At 36.8% G+C, this 23,438-nt stretch carries 18 protein-coding genes and 1 pseudogene; 4 read left to right on the top strand and 15 right to left on the bottom strand.

Annotation, left to right across the window (positions count from 1 at the left end):
* Window positions 1-200 precede the first annotated feature (200 nt).
* From ACFQZR_RS11685 to ACFQZR_RS11670, 4 genes are all read left to right on the top strand, one after another.
* Window positions 201-890, top strand: a complete 690-nt coding sequence (locus ACFQZR_RS11685; RefSeq protein WP_018757178.1) for a queuosine precursor transporter — start codon at window positions 201-203, stop codon at window positions 888-890.
* Complete coding sequence (gene queF / locus ACFQZR_RS11680; RefSeq protein ID WP_379345955.1) at window positions 874-1,377, top strand: preQ(1) synthase; 504 nt, start codon at window positions 874-876, stop codon at window positions 1,375-1,377. Before ACFQZR_RS11685 ends, queF begins: the two co-directional genes overlap by 17 nt.
* A 287-nt stretch (window positions 1,378-1,664) precedes the next feature.
* Window positions 1,665-3,095, top strand: a complete 1,431-nt coding sequence (locus ACFQZR_RS11675; RefSeq protein WP_379345953.1) for a hypothetical protein — start codon at window positions 1,665-1,667, stop codon at window positions 3,093-3,095.
* Window positions 3,096-3,116: 21 nt separating this feature from the next.
* Window positions 3,117-3,359 carry a hypothetical protein gene (locus ACFQZR_RS11670; protein WP_379345951.1) on the top strand — a complete coding sequence of 81 codons (243 nt, stop codon included), beginning with the start codon at window positions 3,117-3,119 and terminating at the stop codon, window positions 3,357-3,359.
* Between the two features lie 71 nt (window positions 3,360-3,430).
* Here ACFQZR_RS11670 and ACFQZR_RS11665 read toward each other — a convergent pair whose 3' ends face one another.
* From ACFQZR_RS11665 to galU, 15 genes and pseudogenes are all read right to left on the bottom strand, one after another.
* Window positions 3,431-3,841: a VOC family protein gene (locus ACFQZR_RS11665; RefSeq protein WP_379345949.1), complete on the bottom strand. Its 411-nt coding sequence runs from the start codon at window positions 3,839-3,841 to the stop codon at window positions 3,431-3,433.
* Between the two features lie 134 nt (window positions 3,842-3,975).
* Window positions 3,976-4,722, bottom strand: coding sequence for a sugar isomerase domain-containing protein (locus ACFQZR_RS11660; RefSeq protein WP_379345947.1), 747 nt, complete (start codon window positions 4,720-4,722; stop codon window positions 3,976-3,978).
* Between the two features lie 142 nt (window positions 4,723-4,864).
* Window positions 4,865-5,845, bottom strand: a complete 981-nt coding sequence (locus ACFQZR_RS11655; protein WP_379345945.1) for a copper amine oxidase N-terminal domain-containing protein — start codon at window positions 5,843-5,845, stop codon at window positions 4,865-4,867.
* Window positions 5,846-6,343: 498 nt separating this feature from the next.
* Window positions 6,344-8,650 (bottom strand): S-layer homology domain-containing protein, encoded by a 2,307-nt coding sequence (locus ACFQZR_RS11650; protein ID WP_379345943.1) that lies wholly within the window; start codon window positions 8,648-8,650, stop codon window positions 6,344-6,346.
* Window positions 8,651-8,932: 282 nt separating this feature from the next.
* Window positions 8,933-9,697, bottom strand: a pseudogene (tagH, locus tag ACFQZR_RS11645) (teichoic acids export ABC transporter ATP-binding subunit TagH); the annotation flags it as partial.
* Between the two features lie 14 nt (window positions 9,698-9,711).
* Complete coding sequence (locus ACFQZR_RS11640; RefSeq protein WP_379345941.1) at window positions 9,712-10,515, bottom strand: ABC transporter permease; 804 nt, start codon at window positions 10,513-10,515, stop codon at window positions 9,712-9,714.
* The gene (locus tag ACFQZR_RS11635; RefSeq protein ID WP_379345939.1) at window positions 10,512-11,798 is read right to left on the bottom strand and encodes a nucleotide sugar dehydrogenase; all 1,287 of its coding nucleotides are present in this window, start codon (window positions 11,796-11,798) and stop codon (window positions 10,512-10,514) included. Before ACFQZR_RS11635 ends, ACFQZR_RS11640 begins: the two co-directional genes overlap by 4 nt.
* A 238-nt stretch (window positions 11,799-12,036) precedes the next feature.
* Window positions 12,037-13,062 (bottom strand): accessory Sec system protein Asp2, encoded by a 1,026-nt coding sequence (locus ACFQZR_RS11630; RefSeq protein ID WP_379345937.1) that lies wholly within the window; start codon window positions 13,060-13,062, stop codon window positions 12,037-12,039.
* Window positions 13,063-13,078: 16 nt separating this feature from the next.
* Complete coding sequence (locus ACFQZR_RS11625; RefSeq protein ID WP_379345935.1) at window positions 13,079-15,064, bottom strand: alginate lyase family protein; 1,986 nt, start codon at window positions 15,062-15,064, stop codon at window positions 13,079-13,081.
* Between the two features lie 51 nt (window positions 15,065-15,115).
* Entirely contained in the window at window positions 15,116-17,251 is a 2,136-nt protein-coding gene (locus ACFQZR_RS11620; protein ID WP_379345933.1) for a glycosyltransferase, read from the bottom strand.
* Between the two features lie 12 nt (window positions 17,252-17,263).
* Window positions 17,264-19,429 (bottom strand): CgeB family protein, encoded by a 2,166-nt coding sequence (locus ACFQZR_RS11615; RefSeq protein ID WP_379345931.1) that lies wholly within the window; start codon window positions 19,427-19,429, stop codon window positions 17,264-17,266.
* The gene (locus tag ACFQZR_RS11610) at window positions 19,426-19,845 is read right to left on the bottom strand and encodes a hypothetical protein (RefSeq protein ID WP_379345929.1); all 420 of its coding nucleotides are present in this window, start codon (window positions 19,843-19,845) and stop codon (window positions 19,426-19,428) included. Before ACFQZR_RS11610 ends, ACFQZR_RS11615 begins: the two co-directional genes overlap by 4 nt.
* Window positions 19,846-21,144 (bottom strand): glycosyltransferase, encoded by a 1,299-nt coding sequence (locus tag ACFQZR_RS11605; RefSeq protein ID WP_379345927.1) that lies wholly within the window; start codon window positions 21,142-21,144, stop codon window positions 19,846-19,848. It lies immediately after the preceding gene.
* Complete coding sequence (locus ACFQZR_RS11600; protein ID WP_379345925.1) at window positions 21,098-22,342, bottom strand: glycosyltransferase family 4 protein; 1,245 nt, start codon at window positions 22,340-22,342, stop codon at window positions 21,098-21,100. Before ACFQZR_RS11600 ends, ACFQZR_RS11605 begins: the two co-directional genes overlap by 47 nt.
* A 49-nt stretch (window positions 22,343-22,391) precedes the next feature.
* A complete protein-coding gene (gene galU / locus ACFQZR_RS11595; protein WP_379345923.1) occupies window positions 22,392-23,288 on the bottom strand; it encodes a UTP--glucose-1-phosphate uridylyltransferase GalU in 897 nt (298 codons plus the stop codon).
* Window positions 23,289-23,438: the final 150 nt, after the last annotated feature.

Genomic DNA, 23,438 nt, shown 5'->3' with positions numbered 1-23,438 from the left:
TTTGTGAGGAAAATCATACCTATTATTCATGATAAGCCCGCTGCGTTTGCTGCGTCAATGGGGTGCTTGCAATTTTTTTGCTCGACCGGTGGTAGCCGCCATGCTATAATGTTTCAGGCTGCCGACCCGGCTAGCCATAATCACATAGACAGAGTTCGTAATCTCCGCCTCTGTTAAAACAAAACTAGGAGGGCAACATTATGCCACAGAAAAAAGCTTTACCCCCATTCATTCCTGTCGACCCCAGCTCGAAGAAGCTGCTGTTGTTGTCAGGCCTCTTTATTTGCTGCGTGATGATCGCTAATATCGTCGCGACCAAGATCGTCACCTTCGGCTTCACTTCTGCGACGGTCGCCATCCTGTTCTATCCCTTTACCTACGTCATTGCCGACACGGTCTCCGAAGTCTGGGGCAAACACGTCGCTCAGCGCATGGTCTGGCTCGGGCTCGCGGCCAACGTCATCATGGTCTGCCTGTTCACAATTGCCGTGAAATTCCCTGGCGCTGCGTTCTATGAAGGGCAAGCTGCCTTTGAATCTGTACTGCTCGGCGTGCCGCGTATCGTGCTAGCATCCGTTATTGCGTATGCCATTTCGCAGAACCTAGACATCTATATGTTCCTAGGCTTGCGTAAGCGAACCCATGGCCGTCATCTCTGGCTGCGGAACAATGTCAGTACGATGGCTAGCCAGCTGATCGATACGACGATTTTCTCGTTCATTGCGTTTTGGGGACGCGTGCCTACAGGAGAAATCGGGAAGATCATCGGCACGGAATATGGGATCAAGATTGTACTCTGTATCATTCTAACACCGCTCGTCTATGCGCTCGTCGCATGGGCACGAAGCAGCTATACACAGGAGGGAATTCATCATGACCACGCAGCATAACGTGAACCAACCCATTGAAGGCTTAACTTTACTCGGGAACCAGAACACGGTCTACACCTACGAATATGACCCGAAGCTATTAGAGACCTTCGAGAATAAGAAGCAAGACCGCGACTACTTCGTCAAATTCAATTGTCCGGAGTTCACGAGCTTGTGTCCGATGACGGGCCAGCCGGATTTCGCTACGATCTATATCAGCTATGTGCCGGATGTGTTGATGGTCGAGAGTAAGTCGTTGAAATTATATCTATTCTCCTATCGTAACCACGGCGATTTCCATGAGACTTGTGTCAATACGATCATGGACGATCTCGTTGCACTGATGAAGCCCAAATATATCGAAGTCTGGGGCAAGTTCACCCCGCGCGGCGGCATCAGCATTGATCCCTACTGCAACTATGGCAAACCTGGGACACCTTGGGAAGAGGTTGCGCGTCAGCGCCTGTTCCAGCATGATATGTACCCGGAGAAAATCGATAACCGTTAATGCTCTAAGCCTCTACTCTTCGCTTGCGAAGGTTAGAGGTTTTTCTATGCCTGGACACGCACCTCAGCGCACCCATTCTAGGCTCATGCATAATGTATAGCAAGTGTTCAAAAGGTTGACTTATCAGCACCGAGCGTGATGAGATAACCCATTTATCGAAGTAATTCATTGTTGAGCGACTGCGTTTTTTGGGTCAGGTTATTCGCCAATCAGCAAGAAAATCGCTTCCTGTTGTGGGCATAAGTCAACTTTATGAATCACCTCGTATATCTACTGGAGGGGTAGACATGGATGTCCACTTATCAGCTCTGCACTGGATTTATGTTGCTTGTATTGTACTCATCATCGGGTTCATGGTTCGCAAAAGAGATACGACGCTGCTCTGTATCGCAGGCATCTTCGTGCTTGGCCTCGTCGCGACCGGATCGCTCACAGCATCGGTCAGCGGCATTTTCTCAAGCTTTATCTATGCGTTAAAAGAATTGCTCGGAACCATCCTCATCATCTCCGTCATTGTCGCTCTAAGCCGTGTCCTCGCGCGAACCGGCATCAATGAAATGATGGTGAGTCCATTCACTAAACTCATACGCACCCCAACCCTCGCCTATTGGACGATCGGAATAGTCATGATGGTCATCTCCTGGTTCTTCTGGCCTTCGCCCGCTGTAGCGTTGATCGGTGCCGTGCTGCTTCCGGTGGCCATTCGCGCAGGATTGCCCGCACTCGGCGTTGCCGTCTCGATGAACCTGTTCGGCCACGGAATCGCCTTATCGAGCGATTACATCATCCAAGCCGCACCGAAGCTTACCGCAGACGCCGCTGGCATTCCCGTCGGGGACGTGATCTCTGCAAGTGTACCGCTCGTTTTGGTGATGGGAATCGTCACAACCGTAGCTGCCTTCTGGTTTCTTCTGCGCGATATGAAGAACGGTTCGTTAACCTTCACGACAGGGTTAACAAGCGGCACAACAACCACATCCGTCAGCAGCGACGGTGCCGTTCCACCCACAGAGACTGAGTCCCGTTCACTCATGCCTCGTAAGATGCGGATCGTCTTCTCGATTCTCGTTCCACTTTTCTTCCTCACTGATGTCGCTGCCATGATCTACTTTAAGCTACAGGGCGGCGATGCAACAGCACTCATCGGCGGTACAGCCCTCTTGCTCCTCCTGCTCATCTGTCTTTTCGCCCATGGCAGCCGGGGATTAGAGCAGTCGACGACCGATATGGTGGACGGCTTCTTATTCGGGTTTCGCGTCTTCGGTCCCGTCATCCCGATTGCTGCTTTCTTCTATTTGGGTGACAGCGCTTTCGTCGACGTCTTCGGCAAGACGCTTCCTGCCGGCTCCCATGGCATTGTGAATGATCTCGGTCTCGCCCTTGCGCATACCGTGCCTGTCAATACAGCTGTGAGTGCCGCGACCTTAACCACCGTCGGTGCGATCACGGGTCTCGACGGATCTGGATTCTCAGGTATCTCACTCGCGGGTTCCATCGCAAATCTGTTCGGGACAGCTATTCAGAGCGGTGTCGCGACCTTAACCGCGCTCGGGCAGATCGCAGCCATCTGGGTTGGCGGCGGCACGATCATCCCTTGGGCATTAATCCCGGCAGCAGCCATCTGCGGCATCAGTCCGTTCGAGCTTGCCCGGCGCAACCTAAAGCCTGTTATCATCGGCCTTGTCGTTACGACCATTGTCGCGATGTTTCTCATCTAATCGCATTGGAGGTGTAACAGAATGCCCGTATCCGCACAAAGTCTACACGGACTTCTCGGTAAACCCGTCGGTGTCTCCATGATGGACGGTACCGGCGTAACCGGTGTCCTGTGCAGCGTCCAAAATGGCGAAATCTACTTGATGGAGTATCTCTACCACACGCAATTTGCTACAAAACATTATCCGCTCAGTCAGATTCAAGCCGTCAATCCGTTTCCTGGGTGTCAATGGCCTGGTCCTGGATCCCAACAGCCTCTATACTAGAAGGTGAACACCAAAAAACCTGTTGATTCCGCTTAAGGATTCAACAGGTTTTCCTCTTTTCCGAAACAATGCTAGCTCTTCGCCAGACTCAATTGCCAGGATACACCGAATCGATCTGAGATCCAAGCGAACTTCGCACTGAACGGATACGCTTGTAACGGCATCAGAATGCCGCCGCCTTCGGATAATGTTGCGAATACGCGGTCAATTTCCTCTTCCGTGTCGCATGTGACATACATGGATATCGATGGCGTGAATGTGAAATTATGCTGCACGTTGCTGTCATTGGCCATAAAGACTTGCCCATGCAAAGAGAAGGAGGCCATCATAACGCTTCCCTCTGTCCCTGGTTGACCTGGCCCATAGCGCATCATACTTAAGATTTCAGATTGGTCAAAAGTCGAGGTATACAAGTTGATCGCCTCTTCCGCTTGTCCCTGGAACATCAAAAATGGAGTAACCTTCGGCTTACGATGTGACATGGGATCATCTCCTTGATTCAATAAGTTGGATTGCTTGATGTTAGCCTAGCTCAAGTTTACACCATATGATCTCTGGACATAAGTAGCTGCGATATAATAAAAGGAGCCACCCCGAAAGGAGAGCCCCATGCCAATTAATATGTAATATTCCGGTGCGCATAACGCGCGACAATATTTCGATTATGCTCGTCGCCGCCATCCAAATTCGCGCTGCGATAAACAGGTGGCAATTCCTCGCGCTCAACGGACAGAAGAATAATCTCATTCGTAATTGCCTGTGCAATCAATCCCCCGACAATCGAGGACGCCGATCCCGTTCGCTCTTCCATGTTCGGAATCTCAAGCAGCACATCCCCGTAAGGGCAGCAGTTATCGATCACAATATCAGCGAGTTCGTAGAGTTTCTTGCCGCTCGGATGCCTGCTGTCCGTATTCGTCGAATGCTTCAGCGATGTAACCGCGACAATTGGAAGTCCCCGATCCCGGCAGATTGTCGCCAACTCTACGGCAGATCCATTCCGACCCGAGTTCGATACAATAATAAAGGCATCTTCATCCTGCACCTGGTGAATATCCATCAATCGATGCGCCGTCTCCGGTGAACGTTCAAGTTCCGTCAGATTAATTCCAGCCTTGCCTTCTTCAAGCGCAATGTCTTCAAGCGCGACAAGCTTCATCGGAACAAGCCCACCTGCTCTACCGCACATCTCCATCCCAAAGGCCCGCGAATGCCCTGCCCCGAACACATGAATGATGCCGCCTCGTTGCAAACACGCAGCCAATAGCTTCGAAGCTTCTTGAATCGCATTTACCTGCGTAGCTTCCATCTCTTTCACAACATCCAAGATGGCCCCCATCATGACTCTAGCACCTAACTTCATATTGTGATAACCTCCCTTTCCGAAATGGGATACAATGTTCTACTGTAAGAGAGTATGCTGTTTCATAGAAAAGTAACACAAAGAAGCCCTTTTTCAATATCTAGCTAATACAGCTAAATACTGAAAAAGGGCTCTTCAAACATTAGTCAACCATATCGCCAAGAATTTTCTTGCCTAGTTTTACTTGATTATCGAATTCAGCTTGATATTCTTTAATCACATCTGTGCTGAATCCATTAGATTCGAGCTGTTTCTTCGTCGAGGACACAATACCGTTAAATTTAGATGTTGTGCTATCTAGAAGTTGCTGTCCTTCTTGCTTAATTTTTGTTTTTTCAGCTGCATCGGTTGTATTGACGTATTTTTTAGCTAGTGCATAGAACTGATCTTCTGTGCTGCTCTGAAGTGCCTCTAAACCACTTTTCGCTTTACTAGTAATGGTGTCATAGAGCGCATTATTTGGTTTGCCATCGCCGTTACCGCCTGTACCGCCAGTCGCGCCTCCAGGTGCTGTCGTATCTTTGCCATTACCTGTTTGGTCACCCTTTTGCGTGTCGGTACCTGTTTCTTTATTAGGTGATGTTGTATCTTTATCTTTCTCTACATAATCTTTCGTATTGGCTGTCACCGTGAAGCTCTTCGCATCCCAATTCACTTGATGCCCTACAGCTTCAGATAAGAAACGAATTGGTACGAACAAGGCATTATTCACAAGATATCCCGATTTGCTTGCGTTCGGATCGAGCTTCTTGCCATCAATCACATAGGTAATGACTGCATTCGAAGCATTGATTTTCTGTGTCTTTACCTTCTCGACCTGCGTTACTGATTGCGTCGTGCTTTTTAGTTCAGCATTTAGCTTAAACTCTTCAATTTGAATACGTTCATGCGCCGTTGGTTCAGCGATCGTAACTGTTTTGCTTGCTGTATCCCATTGAACCGATTTATCCAGTGCATAGGCAATAAAACGAAGCGGCACATAGACAGTATTATTGTACATGAAGCTTTGTTGATCTTTCGGCGAGGCAAGTTCTGATCCATTAAATTTAAAGTGGATCGGTAAAATATTGACTTGCATTTGTTTAATTATCGTACCGGAAGCTGACAAAATCGCTGCATTCATGAAAAATACTAAAATCGAAATCGTCAATATTTTCATAAGCTTATTCTTTCTCACTATAAGTCACCCTCTATTGGATATTAAAAAACCTATTCCTTACTGCCATAGTAATAGTAGTACATTTCTTCTTTCTTACGTTTCACGTTATTTAATACAACGCCGAGGATTCTCACGTTAACCACCTTGAAAATATTATATATCCCATCATTGAAGACGTTAGATATCGCATTAACGACCTGTACAGCCTTCTCTTAAAATAATCTTCCATTTCAATGGCCATGACTTGTGTATTATTAACAGTACTAACTGATACTTTCTTCATTATTATGCCGAAGTAAAACGAAAATCAGGATTTTCTTTCACGATGCTATTCTTAATGGAGGTATCAATGATCCAACGAATTCATAATACAATAACCATTCCGCTTGCCAAACAAGAAGACTTTCCACAATAGATAGCCGCCTTCCCCCTAAGAGAAAGACGGCTCTTCTTCACATTCTACTACTTCACGACTCGGTAGATCACAACCGCTGCTTCCGCACGAGTTGCGGACCCCTTCGGATTAAATTTACCATTCGAACCGATAATTAATCCTTCGTTCACTGCAACGGAAATATCCGATTTCAATGAAGTTGGGATCGCATCAGCATCTGTAAATGTATTCAATACACTGTCATCAGCTACAGTTGTTTTTGTTAATTTCAATGCTCTAGAGATCATTGCAGCCATTTGTGCACGTGTAATCTCTGCATTTGGATCAAACTTGCCGTTACCAACACCGTTAATGATACCAAGAGATGAAGCAGCTGCAACATACTCTGCTGCCCATGAAGTATCAGCTACATCGCTGAACTCATTCTTCGCTGTTGTCGATTCAAGCTCTAATGCCTTGACGAGCATCTTCGCGAACTCTGCACGTGTTACTTTTGCTCTTGGATCGAAGTTGCCTTCGCCTTTCCCTTCAATAATACCTTTCGCTGCTGCAACTTGAATTTGCTTGCCTGCCCAAGCTTCAACACTCTCAACGTCATTGAAAGATACTTTGTTCTCTACAACAACATAAGAGGAAAGCGAATTGCGGGATTTCTTGAAGGAGTTACCTTGTAACTTACCACCAAGGATCTGCAGCTTGCCGTCAACGATCTTCGCGATCGTTAAGAATTCATTCACACCTGTAGCGCTTAGCAATGGAATTTGCAATTCAACTTTGTTGTTGAATTGTTCTACTGCCTTGCCATCAACCGTAATGCTGAAGCTGTAAACGCCTGAAGCAAGTGGGAGCTTCGTAACATTAGTCGCTACGGAATCATTCTCTTTCGTAATGCTAACAACTACGTTGCCTTTGAACTCAGCGACTGGCAAGCTGAATACGGCGCCATTCACCAGTACACGGATATGGCTAACTTGCGCCTCGCTAGCAAGTTCTAATAATTTCTTGGACAATTTCACCTCAGCTGTCGCTGTTTTGGTTGTGCCCAAATCTAACGTAATGCTGAGTGCTGGTGCTTTGAAGTTCGGATCAAACTCTTTTGCTTGCTTCACGAGTTTGTCGTAAGCTTCTTTGATCGCTTTGATATAAGCAGCAGCCTTATCATCTGAGATTGAAACGACGGATTTGCCATTCTCTACAACAATGAGTGAAGATACATTAAGTGTAGACAGCTTAGCTAAAGCTGCTGCAAATTTAACGTTTAGTGCATCCTTCGAGGTTTTGAAGCTTGCAAAAATGTCATCGAATTTAGGTAAAACGTTGTCGATAACTACTGCGCCACCGCCAATACTGCTTCCGTTGCCGATGCCGCCAGGACCGCCAGTTTCGGAAGAAGGAACAGTTACATTACCTATGTAGATGGCTTGACCTTTAAGAAGCGAATCATCCAAGATTGCTTTGACTGCAACATTTTTTCCGCGCTTATCACTTGGGATTTGTCCATTAGCAACTTCTGCCCCATCTACAGTCCATTTAATGAGTTGGGATGGTAATTGCGCAAGAATTGCGTTACCTTTTTCTGCATAGAAGCTTCCTTCTTTAAATGCTAATTCCATTTTCAAATCAGTCAATTTCAAAGTAAGTTCAGTACGTGCAGTAGCTACAGCCATAGCAATCGTAGCCTTTTTAAAATCCTCTTCACCTACTGCCGTTTTGAAGTTACTAAAGACCACTTTAAGATCTTCAACATTCAAATCCAAAGACTGTAACGCTATGGCGAAGTTATTGTTATTTAATTTGGAGATTGTATCCTTTACCGCTTCAACCATTAAACTTTCAGCAATGGACAACGAATCCGCAAGTACGATTTGACTAATCTTTCCATTGTTTAGCAGTTCTTTAGCAAAGTCTTTAACATCCTGCGTTTTTACATCCTGACCAGCTAACAGTTTTAACTTTTCCAATAGTTTATGGAAGTTAATACTTTCCAATTGCTCTGCTTTACCATAAGACACTAGAGCTAAATTTTTAAATAATTCTACAGTTTCATCTTCCGTAAAGCCAGCTGCGTCTAGTTTTGCTTTGTTCTTTGAATATACAGGTTCTAGAACATTTTTGTTAATCTTGTCAGGTGTTTCTAGTGCAGCTATGACCTTATCTACGCTAGCTTTATCCAGATCGCCTTTGGCTAGCTCTGCATTAATTTCATCAAGCTTCACTTTCAGAGTAGCCTTTGTAAATTGTGTACTAGCCGCATAAGCAGTTGATACGCCTAATGCTTCCTGCAACCCCTTGGAACTAAGAGGAATACCTGAAAATGTGCTTAATACCATTCCTGCTGCAACTGTTGTTAATACTATTTTCTTACTAAACTTCATGTTGTCACCTCTTACATATATTTTGAAATAGGCCTACACAAGTGCAGGCCCATATCAATCCAAATTGACTATTCTATAACATTCAAAAAGCATACGATTTCTTCTGCTTCTGAACCGGCTCCCAAGTAAGAATCCGCTAGAACACGCGCGCTTCAGATTTAGAGAATGCGAAGCAATTCGCCTTTGCGAACCTAACGTAAAATCCCTTCCTCATGCTGCTCAAGATAATCTCTTTAAAATGGTCTTCAATTTATCAACTTTATTAATGCACTATCACCAGTGTTCATCGCGAATCTTCTGTTTCTCCTGATTAGATAAATTGTTGTAATCTTTTAAAAACGTATTATATTGTTGAATAATTTCATCTACATCACCGTAACCCCGTAACTCTCCGTAATGAAGCCATAATGCCTTATTACAGAAACTTTTGACTTGAGATAATGAGTGACTTATGAAAAATATTGTCTTTCCTTTTTCCTTAAATTCATTAACTTTAGCAAGACATTTGTTCGTAAATGTCTGGTCTCCTACGGATAAAGCTTCATCAATGACTAAGATATCTGGGTCAATGTGTACTGAAATCGCAAAACCTAATCTTGCTTTCATACCACTCGAGTAAACTTTAACAGGCTGTTTCATGAATTTCCCTAGTTCAGCAAACTCTATGACATGTGGTGTAATTTCTTTAATCTGCTGCTTCGTTAACCCCATCATTAGACCTTTTAATTCGATATTCTCTAATCCGGTAAGTTGATTATTTAATCCTGATGAAATAGCTATTAGTGCAGCAGAACCATTAATTTCGACGCTACCTTCTGATGGTAATGTCACCCCTGCGATGAGATTAGAAAGTGTGCTTTTACCTGATCCATTGAGTCCAATAACACCAATTACTTCTCCTTCATCAACGTCAAATGTAACAGCTTTAAGTGCACAATGAATTTTTTTTGTCCGCTTTAATGATAGTAATTCTAATAATATATCAGTGTTTTTTTCATATAATTTAAACTTTTTTGTCACTTGCTTGAATCTTATTTTATAAGTCATACTATTACTCACCTTCATGAATAGTCGACAAAGTATCTTCGAAATTTAACATGCAATATAGCACCAAGAATGAATAATACAAATGTTAAACACCAAAACAATAAACTAGGTACTGACCATATCGTAACCTCACCCCAAATTAAAGAAGAGCGGTAACCGGAAATAATATAATTTAATGGGTTCATTTCTATTATTTTCTTCAAAAAAATCGGAGTATTCTCACTCATGGTCCACATTACTGGAGTTAAAAAAAACAACATACGGCTAATTGCCTGAACAATCAGTTGAATGTCTCTTACAATACTTGATAATGTTGATGTTACAAATCCAAGTGCAATAAGAAAACATGTCAGTGATACCACATAGTAAATAAGCCCAAATAATGAAATTACCGAAATCCCATGAATTATGGAAATCAATATTATTACAAAAATCAGCAAAATCACATGAGTATATAATTGAGCTGTAATAACAACCGTTATAATAATACTTAGTGGAAAATTCATCTTTGAAACCGTTCCAATACGACCATAAATCGAATTTGAACCTTGTGTAATTCCAGATGATACAAAAAACCATGGAATCAGCCCTGATAATAACCAAATAAAAAAAGGAACACCATTGACCGGTGCTCCTCCTCGTATACCAAGACCAAATACCATCCAATAGACAAAAATTTGAATTAAAGGGTTTAGTACCAACCATACTAAACCTAGTCTGTTTGAGATGTAATTTTTTTTAAGTTCATACGCGGACAATCTTGAAATTAGATATATGTTATTAACATGCTCTTTAATTATTACTTTTATTGAATTCATGCTAAAACAGCTAACTTATTGGCATCTTTTACGTATATATTACCAAAATTAAAAACTTTCATTTTATTATATAAACTTGGGTTAATACAATTTCGAGTATCAAACATCAATGGGTGAACCATATTATCTGATAATAAATCATAGTCGAGATTTTTGAATTCACTGTGATCAGTTAATAATAGAATTAAATCTGAATCTTTCGTTGCTTCCTCCAAATTCATAAAACGTGAGTCTATCGTTTCAACATGTGGATCATAAATCGAGAGATTGTAACCAGCATTTGTTAATAAGTTAATTACATCCATTGAAGGACTTTCCCTCATATCATCTACATCTGCTTTATAAGTGACTCCAAACACAGTAATTTTAGGTCTATTAATATAACCTATCAGCTCTTTAACTTTATCATATACAAAATAAGGCATACTAACGTTTGTCTCTCGTGATAAATGTATGATTTTTGCTAAATCCGGAGTCTTTGCAACAATAAAATATGGATCTACAGCTAAACAATGCCCTCCTACCCCTGGCCCAGGTTGATGAATATTAACACGAGGATGTTTATTGGCCATCTCAATAACTTCCAACACATTAATTTCAAGATCATTACATATTTTCGTCAACTCGTTTGCTAACGCAATATTAACGTCTCGAAATGTATTTTCCATTAATTTAGACATTTCTGCTGTTTTTGCATTTGTCTTAATAATTTCACCTTTAACAAAAAGCTCATATACTTTAGCTCCAGCCTCTGAGCAAGCTTCTGTAACTCCGCCAACAATTCTATTATTAAAGACAATTTCATGTAGAATTTTACCTGGTAATACACGCTCTGGGCAATGAACCAAATAAATATCTTTACCAACAACAAACCCCGCGTCCTCTAATAGAGGTTTAACATGGTCATCCATGCTTCGCGGGGCGATTGTCGATTCTATTATTACTACATTTCCTTTTTTTATATAGGGTAAGATTTTTTTTGTAGCTTGTAATACAAAGCTTAAATCACACGATTTATACTCATCATCATGATTTGGAGTAGGAACTGCTATTATATATACATCAGCAGCTTCAGGATTTAATGATGCTTTAAATTTCTTATTATTTACAACTTCTTTTAATACGTCTCCTAAGCCAGGTTCTTCAATATGAATTTCTCCAGCATTCAGTTTCTCTACAACATGTGAAAGCAAATCTACCCCTACGACATCTGCGCCATACTTTGCAAACATAACTGAGGTTGGAAGTCCAATATAACCAAGTCCCATTGTGCAAATCTTCATAAAACATCCTCCTAATCCTATATATAATAATAATGAACTAAAATAAGTAGAACTAATCGTCATAAACCACAAAAAAAATACACTCATTTTTCGAGTGTATTACATGATCTGAACTAGTTAAAAATATGACGAGAAGCAAGTAAAAAAGCCATATATCAAATTAGTAAGTAACGATTGATATCATATACTAATCTATCAAAGTATTTAACTAGTTCCAGTTGAATGGATGATACTATTTTCAACTTAAATAGGGAATTTCTTCACTCATCTGAGTATATTTCTTATTTTCATGATCTTTAACAAATACTTTACACTTGTAGATTCCTTTTTTTGATATCCTATATTCCAATACATTATCAAATGTATAAAATATTTTTTCCAGAATAACTCCTTCTAAATATATATAATATGCATATTGTACTTTAGATTTATCATTACATTGTATTTCACACTCAACTCTCAGAATTTCGGAATCTATTTCAATGTTTACATATTTAATAACATGAAATTCCTCTGTAGGTATATTTAAAATACTACTTAATGATGACGAGATGAAAAAAGGGAAATACTTCCTAATCCCGTCGTGACTATAATATTCTTGAACATCTAGAATATATCTATTTTCACCTAGCTCATCCAATTTCCTAACCAAAGGATTTACATGATTCTTATAATGATGATCTCCTATACCAACATGCAAATATATTTTTGGTAAATTATCTTTTTGCTGCGGTAGAATTTTAAACAATAGATCATTCAATCTCTGTTTCCCTTCAATAGATAAATCGCCTAAGATAAATTCTGCAATATTATAGTTTTCCCCTTGGTCAAATAAAAAGTCTCCTAACTTTGTTTGTGGTCCTCCAGCAATAACACTACCATAAGAATATTTTATCGCATAATATAAAGCCGCGTAACCACCCTTTGATGACCCTATCGTAATTACATTTCCTAGCTTGATTTCATACTTTTTTATTATTGAGTTTATTAACGAAACTACAGATGTTTCTATTGAATGACTATTATTTTCACCTAAATAATATGCCCCCTGCTCCCCATATTTATCAAGAATAAATAATTTATTAACATTTAAATATTTTAGTGTGTTTATATAATTATAATTAAATACATTAGGTGGATTAACAGCAGAAAAAATAATAACTAAATGTTCCTTAATAGTGCCTTCCTCAAAATAATATGAAACATTATCTAAAGAACAAAATACTTGTTCTATATTACTGATCATATCTTCAGTTTTCTCCATAATGCCACCTTCTTTGTTAAATATTAATACTAGGATTTTCTTTATCTATTATTTTATAAGTGTTATTTTTTTTACTTCTTACAAAAGTCCACATAGTTAAACTTCCTTTAGAGGTAATTTCATAATTAAATATTGGACTATCTTGATATTTGAATTTCTCCATAATTTTATTATTTATTAATATATAACAGGCGTATTCTAAATCATTTCCCACACCTTTAATTTCTAATCTTATTACATCTCCCTCTCGGTTTATATCAGTACCTTCTAGTTTCATTACCTCACTTACATCAGTTTTTGTTATCGAATATATTATTGATTGTTTATTTACTTTAATAAATAAAACCACAGTCTTTTTATTTACTTCAATAATTTCACATGCTTTTAATTCAGATTCATCTTCTTCTGAATTATTACTTACAGTAATATGAGTAATACATTCACAAGATTTTCTATCTTTGTATATAAATTCGACATTATGACAAGGATTCAACTCTCCAAATTTTATTGATCTAAAGCCTCTAATAGAACGATCATCTTTCTTCCCATAACTATATATCACATTATCTGGAATTAACGATTGATCTAGTACAACGCTTGTACCACTATCATTAACACAAAATCCAAACATACCCTTTTCGATGAAACGCATTTCAGCGTTAGTATCTACATTAAATATCAGTGAATAATTATGATTCTCATTTGATATCATTTCATCAAATATAATCAAAACATTAGGCTTAATAAATAATAAATTCCTTGTAATCTCTACTCCTTGATAAAGATTATTGATTAATTCTATTTTATCTACATGTTCTGAGATTACATAAGATGTAATTTTAGCTTTATTAGCATTTTCTTTATTAATACTATAATTTTCTCCATCTACAACTATTCCATTATGAGCATATGCGGAAATAATGTATTGTCTTAACGGATCTTTGTTATTGTAATTATATTTCCCACTATCAATAAATAAATTTACCCCTTTATATGAAAAGGTAAATGATATATCATCATAATGTTTATGACTAGTATTTATATATCCTGATTTAATAGTTAAGTAACTATTATTCGTTTTCAAAATAGCTAAACCAGAATCCGGGAAAACTATCGAATTCCCTTTAAAACCATTCCCAGGAAAGGTCTTCTCAGTTGTATCCCCTATTAATGGGTAAGATTGGTTTTGATTTAGCATCTCAAGATGATTATTAAATACTTTATCAAGAGTAGATTGAAACTTTTTATCAGTAACTTCTATTTTATTTAGTACTAGAAAATTTGATAATTCCTCAAATAGGAGATATGTATGATAGTGATACTCAGGTGAGTTCTCTACATTAATATAATCATTTGTAAAACTATCTTGTAATTGTTGGTTTATTCTATATAAACTCTTATTGTACCACTCATCAAATTTGTAAGTATTCTTAAAAAACAATGACAATTGTAGTAAGGCTCTGTCCATCATGAGACCATGATTATTGTCTATATAATTATTTTCTTCACATAAAAAATCGCCATGTTGCAGTAGTGAATTAAATAATAATATTTTAAAAGCATCATCTAATTCAAATTGGGCTTGTTCACAAAGGTATAAAAAATGTGTAATAACAATAGTTCTATTTGCTACTGAAAAATCATACCAAATGAACTGACTATTTTCTTTATTATTATAATTTAACCATCCTAATATCACTTCTTTAATTCTGGTTAAATACTTTATATTTTTAGTAACTTCATAACCATTATTCAAGTAACTTAGAAATTGAAAAGAATGTAAATATACTTGATAGGTATTTCTAGGCTCCCCTTGTAATTCCCATACTTCATTAATTGATTTTACAGTATGTTCTACAAGTGATTGATGTAGATAAATATTATTACTATAGATACTCTCTGCTCTATCTATAGCAGCCGTACCAGTAGCATGAGTTCTTTTTAAGATACACTCTAATTTTGCAGAGTAAACAGTATTTAACATTTCCACTTGTGAGGACATTGAAAATAATGTGCCTCCTTTCGATTGAGAAAATAAAAGGTTTGGTATTATTCAACCTAGTAATAATTGATTTTCGATGCAACTTATTATTAACTCTTTAGCGAAATTCATGTTAGGATATCTCTTTAAATTTTCTCTCATATCAGTTGTATAATTATTATTTTCTTGTACATATCTAACGATCTCTTCTTCACTATTAAATATAAATTCCTCGGGATAAATAGTTTCAGCTCCTACCCAGTGCAACACAAGGGGAATACTGCCAGATGCCATTCCTTCCATCGGAGCAAGATGAAAACTTTCAAAATCGCTTGTGGATAATACAAATCCTATTTTTTGAAACCAATCATCCATATCATTTCCTGGCTTATCAAAAACAACATTCTTTTTCCACGGCGCTTTATTAATTCTATCGAATACATCATTATAATATTTGCGTTCTTCTTCGCGTTTCATTAGCCAAGGTAGTTCTTCAGGCTTTTTACTCTTTACATACAAAGTATATCTATTATCGGTATTCCACAAAGTTTCAAATATATTTAAAGCTCGATCCAACCTTTTACGGCTGGGCAGTATTCCACAAATTCCAATATTGAAATTAATTGTCTTTTCAGTACGTTTAGGTTTATTAAAAAATTGGGTATCAATCATATTATAAATCATTTTCATTTTCACTCTTGGAATATGACATACACGATGAAATTCTTCGTATATATACGGTGAAATAGCGATAAATTCATCAATATTTTCAATACAGTATCTGTTTGGAAATTCCGTCTCTCTTTCTTGTAAATGCATTCTCACGAACAATTTCTGACCTTTTTTCTTATTGTTGGAGTACCAGACAGCATTACCCAGTCCCCATTCGCAAAATATGATATCTGCCCATTCTAAACAGTCTCTACTAAATATTTCATCATGTTTATCATGGCCCATCCATTTGTCTATTTTCACTTCAAAGCCATCATCATTGTCAAAATAATCGATTAGCATTTTAATAAATTTCAAATCATGTCCTGCAAAAAGAAGTTTTATTTTTTCGGGATGATAAGACCATAATATTGGTTTTAACCTTTTGTATGCTTCAGTAAAAGTGTATTTTCTACATGATTCATATATTTGTTTCGCTGTTTTTCTATATAAACTTGGATTATTTAATATTTCATAACTTTTATTAATGAATTCTTCTTCATTCTCGGCGAATAAAAAATAATCTTTGCCTAGCAGTGATTCATGCATTTTTGTTCTTCGCACTAAAGCTGGTTTACCCAAACTCCCATATTCTAATAGTTTTGTGGAAAGTTCTACACTACGATCATTATCGATTTCTTCACTTCTCCATCCAATACCTAAGTCAGAATCATTTATCAATTGATAAGCATCAGAACGAGATAGAGAACCAACCCAATTTATCCCTTCTATCGACTTTAAACGATTCGTTAGAATTTCCTTTTTCTTAATCAGATCTCCTTGAAATTTATTCCCAGCAACATTTAATGAAATACTATTATCTAAATTATGTAATTTCTCATAAGCTGAAATGATTTCTTCAGTGTACCATTTACTTTCAAATTTCCCACTGTACACAAGTGTATTATTAATATTTTTAAACTCCGGTTCTTGCCCATAATCGGGTATCATTGGTAGTAACTCAACAAATTTTGCACCATCAATACCTAACATTTCTACAAGTAAACTTTTCATTTGTTCTGTCTGAACAAACATTTTTCTTACTGAATTATAAAGTGTACTTAACATCTCTTTCTCATGATCCAATAATAAAGCTGGATCATGAGTAAAGCTCGTAACATATGGTATCGTTTTTGTTATCAATCGAGAATTCAACATTTCTTTTGCAATGTCAAATCCTCGAATGATAATACAATGATAATTATTTTTATTATCATACTCTTCCATATAATTAACAGCTTCTTTAACAGTTAATCGATTGTTATTAAAGTGCATGAAATTAGTAGAATTGTCGTATGAATCAATTAACTTAATTTGACTCAATTTCTCTATCTCAGAAAGCAATAGTTTATTCTTGATACGTGATTTTAATAACACATCTACCGTTATATTTTTATCATTATTTAAAACATTACATAATGATGTTAACCATACCGATGATCCATCAATAATATTTAAATCAACATCACCATATACAAGTATTTTCAATGTTCTCATTTAAGAAATCACCTATCTCTCTATCTTATTGTACTTTTCAAGTACAATGTTATCCCCTAATTTAACATAATTATATTTATCAGAACTAAACAATCGAGCACCCTTTTTGAAATAATCTGTCATCAACTCGTTATTCTCCATTTTCTGAAGCACTGATACAATATTTTCACCGTTAAATATATCTACGGAAGCTACTGATGAACTAAAGAATAATTGACTTACATATGTATACTCGTTTTCCTGTCCACTCTCTTCAATATTGTTAGTTTTCTTATCGTATGCAAATACATTTCCTTTTCCAACAATATCGGCTTTACTGTACTCTATAGCAATTGCCAAATCTAGCATATAATTCTCACCATAAAAATCATTTGGATTAAGAAAAGCTATATACTCATCTTGAATAATCTCACTAATCCTAGAATATTGATTGATGTAACTATAAACATAAGAATTAATATTCCCAACATTATAATTATTTAAAAGTTCTATATATCCATCGAATCCCTTAAGGAATACCACTAAATTCTTTCTTTTCCATGTCTGTTGGTTAAAGTAATGTAATACCCTTTGAAATTCATCTTTTGAATTAACAATGGATACAACGGAAACATTAGGATAATCTATATTTATTTTTACCCCTAATTTATTAATGATGTATTGAAGCCTGTGTTTATACATATGATTCATATAAACTTCTCTTATCCCAGCCAAGGAAATATTCCGATAAAAATCTTCATCATTCATTAAATTTTGGATGTGATTATTTAACTCTTCTTTATTATCTGTACTCAAAACTATGTTCTTAAACAACATGTTAATGCCTTTAGAGTACGTACTTACTATAGGTGTACCGCTTGCTAACCCTTCAAATACTCTACGTGAAAACATCGTAGGAGAATTCTTCACGCTATTTACATTTAACATGACTTTATAGCCCTTATACGCTTTTGCAATTTCGTCATACTTCAACTTTCCAACAATATTATCTCTAAACTGAGGAGGATAACTAAACTGAGTTGTTCTCCCTTTATTCTCGTCAAAATTGCGGTCATATATTTCCAATCCATACTCTGAAGCCACTTCCAGTAACTCATCCATATCAGATTGTCGATCCTTGTGTCTATTAGAATAATAAGAACCTGCAAAAGAAATCTTATTACTTCTACCGGTAGAATATCTAATCGGATTATGTAACGACGGCTCCGCCGAAAAGGACAGGGCATATACTCTATCATGCTTCACATATTTTAGATATTCACCTATCATGTCCTCATCAGTTGTATATATATAATCAAACATTTTTGCTGAATCTATAAACTTTTCAAAGTGTATAGGGTCTTCTTTATTCCAAAAAATTGTTGGAATTTCCCTATGATTACACCATGCAATCAAATTATTTAGTGGTTCTTTATCTTGATTATTGTATTTTGCAATTTTGTACTGCCATGATCCAAAATTACCTTTCCACGCTGATTCAACAAATAAAATATCTGGAACCTTCTCTTCTAGAACTGTTTCCCAATTGTCAGGAGTAAAACTGATAAGGTTTGCTACTTTCTCATAACATGAAATTGTAAATTCATCAAAAATACAAGCTATTTTTAACTCAGACAAATTATTAATAACATTATTCTTCTTTATCTCAGGTAATTTACTTGGGAAAACAATCTTATTATTTTCTTCCATCAATTTGCGAGTAACTTGCAATTTATCTATTACAGCTAACCCTTTTCCCGAAACTCTAATTGCTATGCGTACCTTCTCAGTACTTGGCGAAGTATGAATCATGGTTGATTGGTTTAATTCTATTAAGTACTGCTTAATCTTCTTAACATGAGAATATTCAATGATCGCCAAATGTATTTTTATATTTTTAAATTCATCACCGGTAAAGGTAATTTCAAAAGTTTCATCAGGAAGAACTAACAAATCGGTTTTAGGTAATTGAACAAAGCTATTGTTATTTTCTTTGTATGAGATATATTCATTTTTTGTGTTTTCATAGGAAATAATCATTTTGTCATTATGATTCTCTAGTAGGACATTATCACTAGATACATACCAATTCTGTACATTAAAATCTACTTTAGAATTAAAGACGAATGGTTTTAGATCATTTAATATTTTTTTTTGAAACCCAATTATCTCAGACTTTAACACTCCAACGTTGTTCACTTACTATTCACCCGTTTCAAAAAATGTTTTCTAAACTCCCAATATTTCTGTGCTAGTCTACCAAATTTTGATTGTTCAAGCGCATTCAATCTTCTATTTATTTTCATGTTTTTATTTTCAGCATCTCTTATTTTTTGATTTAGTTTGCTTATTTCATCTTTAAACTTTTTCGTTACTATTTCGTATTGCTTATTTTCTTCTAGTGTTTTTTGAAGCTCACTATCGATGCTATCAGCCCTACTTCTAATAATATTTAATATATCTAAGGTTTCCTCTTTAAATGAGAAGAGCTGTTTATTTAATTCCATATTAAGTTTCTTTTGCTGAATAAGTTCTATCTTTATTTGTTCTTTCTCTTGCATTTCCTTTTTTAATTGTTTTCTTATATCCTCTATTTGTTCCTTCATTAACACCATTTACATCTCCAGACCATTATATATTTTAATGAAAACATTACTTTCATTAGTCCAGTTGTATCTATCTCTTGCTCGCATACAGTTTTCTTTAATAATTTCTATTAGATCGTCGTTGTTTAGTAAATGATTTACTCCACAAGCTATTGATTTAGGATCATGCGAATTAACACAAACACCTATATTCTCTTTATCAACTACTCGCTGAATTTCCGGAAAACTACAAGCCACTACTGGGACAGCACTCATAATATATTCAAATAATTTATTCGAAGATGCGGAATAGTGATTGAAGCATACGTTGTTAAGAATTTGAAATCCTAGATAAGCATTTCTCGTATAATCAAGCAGATCTTCAAGTGGAACCTTTGGAAGAAATTTCACTCGATTCTCTAAACCCATATCTCGAACCATTTTTTCTAATTCAGGTTTTATTCTACCATCACCAATTAAGACTACTACACCACGCTCAAACATAGGTGTAGCCTGGATAAGTTTATCCAGGCCACGTCCAATTTGAATCCCACCTTGATATAATAAAATCGGTTCATCTCTTGGGATATCCAATATACTATATAAATCTATCTTCTTACTTGTCTCTGGTTGCATAGGAATCGGATAATTATGAACAACTTTAGGATAGAAGCCATACAAGTCCTCAATATACTTTGCACGCGTATGATTTTCCATGATCATAATATCTATATGCTTTATAAAGAATTTCTCTGCGATTCCATATATTTTGCTATTGTACCCTGTACGACTCGTCTGTACCTCATGAGAATCATAGATAAGCTTTCTTTTCCTTAAAACTCTTGCACAAATAAAACCTTGTGGTAATGTATTTAAATCATTCGAATGATATATATCATATTTTCCAGATACTCCAACTCTTATCATTTGAAACGCAATATAAGTACGTAGGTAAACCGTTCTCATTTTATGAGGAGCAATTAAGATCATTAATAACAATAGTGATAAAGTGATTAAAGGCACGCTCCACAAACCAAGTAGAACTATCCCCAAAGTGATTAATTTAGTAATTATATTACGCGATAGCAAACGTCTTAGTCGTTCAGCAGGTCCAGCTATAAGACTAAGTAATCTCAGTCGATTATTCACACGAATAATATTAAATCCTTCGTTTCTTTGTTCTCTCTTCTGCAAATCATTATCTTTCCAATCATGAACAGCAATTAAATCCACTTCAAAACCAGCTTCTATTAATGCAGTACATTCTCGAAACACACGAGCATCATTTGTGAAGTGGTTCCATACGAACATGCACACTTTCTTTTCCATATTTCGGCTCCAATAATCTAGTTAGTACTACAATATTCTTATTCCAACTATAATGACGGGTCGCAAATTTATAACCGTTCTCACCAAATGTATTTCTTAATTCGGGGTCATCCACTAATTTTTCAATGTATTCACAAATTTCATCAGTCTGTCGCTCAAGTGATATGTAACCACATTCTGCACGCAGAATAGTATCTGCAGCATAGCCTGACACAGCACCAACAATAGGCTTCCCCATACACATATAGTCAACAATTTTACCTGGAAGTACAGTATCGAACACTTTCTGATTAACTAAGCTGACATAAGCTATGTCCGCAGTTCTTGTAGCTTCAGTCGCTTCTCTTCGATTCTTCGGCCTGACGAAATCAACATTTAATATTTTTTTCTCCCTTAGTCTTTCCCTTAACTCCTTACTCCGATAACCATATCCTATTATTTTGAAGTGAACATTGGACCGGTGCTTCATTCTCTCAGCTATATCAATTAATTGATTGACATCTTGGGCTAATCCAATATTCCCAGTATAAATGATAGTTACTTTATCATTGGGTACCTGCACTTTATCCGTCTTATTTAGCAATTCATCTTCCGTTAATGAATTCGGCATAAAGCTTATTTTTTCATTTGATATTCCTTGATCTATAATATGCGGCAAAAAACCTTCACTATTTATAATTATATTGTCTGAACCATGATACAACTTTTTTTCTAATAGACCCGCCATCGAAATAATAGGTTTAAATGTAAATACACCTACTCCTACTAGTGAATCTGGCCACAGATCTCTCACATCCAATATTAATGGACATTGAAACTTTTTCTTAGCATTCAGCCCTGTTAAGCCAACGAAAATTGCCGGAGTCGTAGCAATCACAAAGTCGAAATTCCCATCCAATCTTGCAATTGCTCTATTAAATTTAACCATCATCTCTAGGTATAAAAAAAACCTATTAAAAATATTATTACTATACCTTCTAACATTTGTTGTGATACGAATTACATCATTTTCAAGTTCTTCTTCATTCCAATATTCAGAATCTTTGTAAATATTCCGATTAGGATATTTAGGATCAGTGGTTAATACCTTAACCTCATATCCTTCATTCGTTAACTCTTTATATATATTCTTTATTCGATTAGCTGCGCTTCCAATTTCGGGATAAAAATTTTGTGTGATTATCAGGACTCGGCTCATTGTATCAATCCTCACTTGTTTGATGCATTCACCTTAGGAATACAATAGCTTACATATTAACCGTACTGGGCAGTTGATTTCTCAACACCAAATATTCAAGTTGTTTGAGTAACGGTTCTTTTAATTCTTCATTTTGTAAAGCAAATTCAACTGCAGTTAATATAAACCCTAACTTTTCACCGACATCATAGCGTTTCCCTTCGAATTGGTACGCATAGACTTCTTCCACTTCATTTAATCGCTGAATTGCATCTGTTAGTTGGATTTCGCCCCCAGCACCAACTTTTTGTTCAGCTAAAAAACCAAAGATTTTTGGAGTAAGTACATATCTCCCCATAATTGCCAAGTCCGATGGAGATGTACCGGGTTTCGGCTTTTCTACAAGTTGTTTAACAGATGCCAACCGACCGTTAATGCTCAATGGATCAACGATCCCGTATCGATATGTCTCTTCATAGGGAACCCTTTGAATACCTACAATTGAACTTTGGGTTGTTTCATATGTATCAATTAATTGTTTCAAACATGGAGTTTCTGCTTGGACAATATCGTCACCAAGGAGAACTGCAAACGGCTCGTTCCCTATAAATTTCCGAGCACACCATATGGCATGACCCAATCCTTTAGGTTCGGATTGTCGAATATAGTGAATATTCGCTAATTGAGAGGATTTCACAACCTCCTCTAGCAATTTTAATTTATTGTTATCAATCAAACTTTGCTCTAATTCGAAGTGACTATCAAAATGATCCTCAATTGCTCGTTTTCCCTTACCAGTCACAATAATTATATCTTCAATACCAGATTCAACTGCTTCTTCAACAATGTACTGTATCGTCGGTTTATCTACGATCGGAAGCATTTCCTTCGGCATCGCCTTTGTGGCTGGCAAGAATCTGGTCCCTAAACCCGCTGCTGGAATAATTGCTTTTCTAACTTTTTTCAACTCCTACACTCCCCCTCTAACATAAAAAAACTCCAAACGATGTCACGCTACATCATCAGGAGCATATAAACTATTTCATATACAGTAGAAATCCGATCTTCTATCGTTTCAACGTACGTATTGTAAGCGCTACCAGTTATTTTCGTACAC

Origin of the sequence: Paenibacillus sp. GCM10027629, from assembly GCF_042676425.1 — a bacterium.
GTDB classification, from domain to species: domain Bacteria; phylum Bacillota; class Bacilli; order Paenibacillales; family Paenibacillaceae; genus Paenibacillus_K; species Paenibacillus_K terrigena.
The sequence above is the reverse complement of the archived record's forward strand: the minus strand, read 5'-3'. Positions and strand labels throughout refer to the sequence as shown.

Bases quoted from the DNA above. Each gene is read 5' to 3' on its own strand.
- ACFQZR_RS11630 (WP_379345937.1), bottom strand. From the start codon at position 13,062: ATGGAGAAAACTGAAGATATGATCAGTAATATAGAACAAGTATTTTGT.
- ACFQZR_RS11685 (WP_018757178.1), top strand. From the start codon at position 201: ATGCCACAGAAAAAAGCTTTACCCCCATTCATTCCTGTCGACCCCAGC.
- ACFQZR_RS11670 (WP_379345951.1), top strand. From the start codon at position 3,117: ATGCCCGTATCCGCACAAAGTCTACACGGACTTCTCGGTAAACCCGTC.
- ACFQZR_RS11640 (WP_379345941.1), bottom strand. From the start codon at position 10,515: ATGAATTCAATAAAAGTAATAATTAAAGAGCATGTTAATAACATATAT.
- ACFQZR_RS11605 (WP_379345927.1), bottom strand. From the start codon at position 21,144: ATGGAAAAGAAAGTGTGCATGTTCGTATGGAACCACTTCACAAATGAT.
- ACFQZR_RS11675 (WP_379345953.1), top strand. From the start codon at position 1,665: ATGGATGTCCACTTATCAGCTCTGCACTGGATTTATGTTGCTTGTATT.
- ACFQZR_RS11610 (WP_379345929.1), bottom strand. From the start codon at position 19,845: ATGGTGTTAATGAAGGAACAAATAGAGGATATAAGAAAACAATTAAAA.
- ACFQZR_RS11620 (WP_379345933.1), bottom strand. From the start codon at position 17,251: ATGAGAACATTGAAAATACTTGTATATGGTGATGTTGATTTAAATATT.
- ACFQZR_RS11625 (WP_379345935.1), bottom strand. From the start codon at position 15,064: ATGTCCTCACAAGTGGAAATGTTAAATACTGTTTACTCTGCAAAATTA.
- ACFQZR_RS11655 (WP_379345945.1), bottom strand. From the start codon at position 5,845: ATGAATGCAGCGATTTTGTCAGCTTCCGGTACGATAATTAAACAAATG.
- queF (WP_379345955.1), top strand. From the start codon at position 874: ATGACCACGCAGCATAACGTGAACCAACCCATTGAAGGCTTAACTTTA.
- ACFQZR_RS11650 (WP_379345943.1), bottom strand. From the start codon at position 8,650: ATGAAGTTTAGTAAGAAAATAGTATTAACAACAGTTGCAGCAGGAATG.
- ACFQZR_RS11665 (WP_379345949.1), bottom strand. From the start codon at position 3,841: ATGTCACATCGTAAGCCGAAGGTTACTCCATTTTTGATGTTCCAGGGA.
- ACFQZR_RS11600 (WP_379345925.1), bottom strand. From the start codon at position 22,342: ATGAGCCGAGTCCTGATAATCACACAAAATTTTTATCCCGAAATTGGA.
- ACFQZR_RS11635 (WP_379345939.1), bottom strand. From the start codon at position 11,798: ATGAAGATTTGCACAATGGGACTTGGTTATATTGGACTTCCAACCTCA.
- ACFQZR_RS11660 (WP_379345947.1), bottom strand. From the start codon at position 4,722: ATGAAGTTAGGTGCTAGAGTCATGATGGGGGCCATCTTGGATGTTGTG.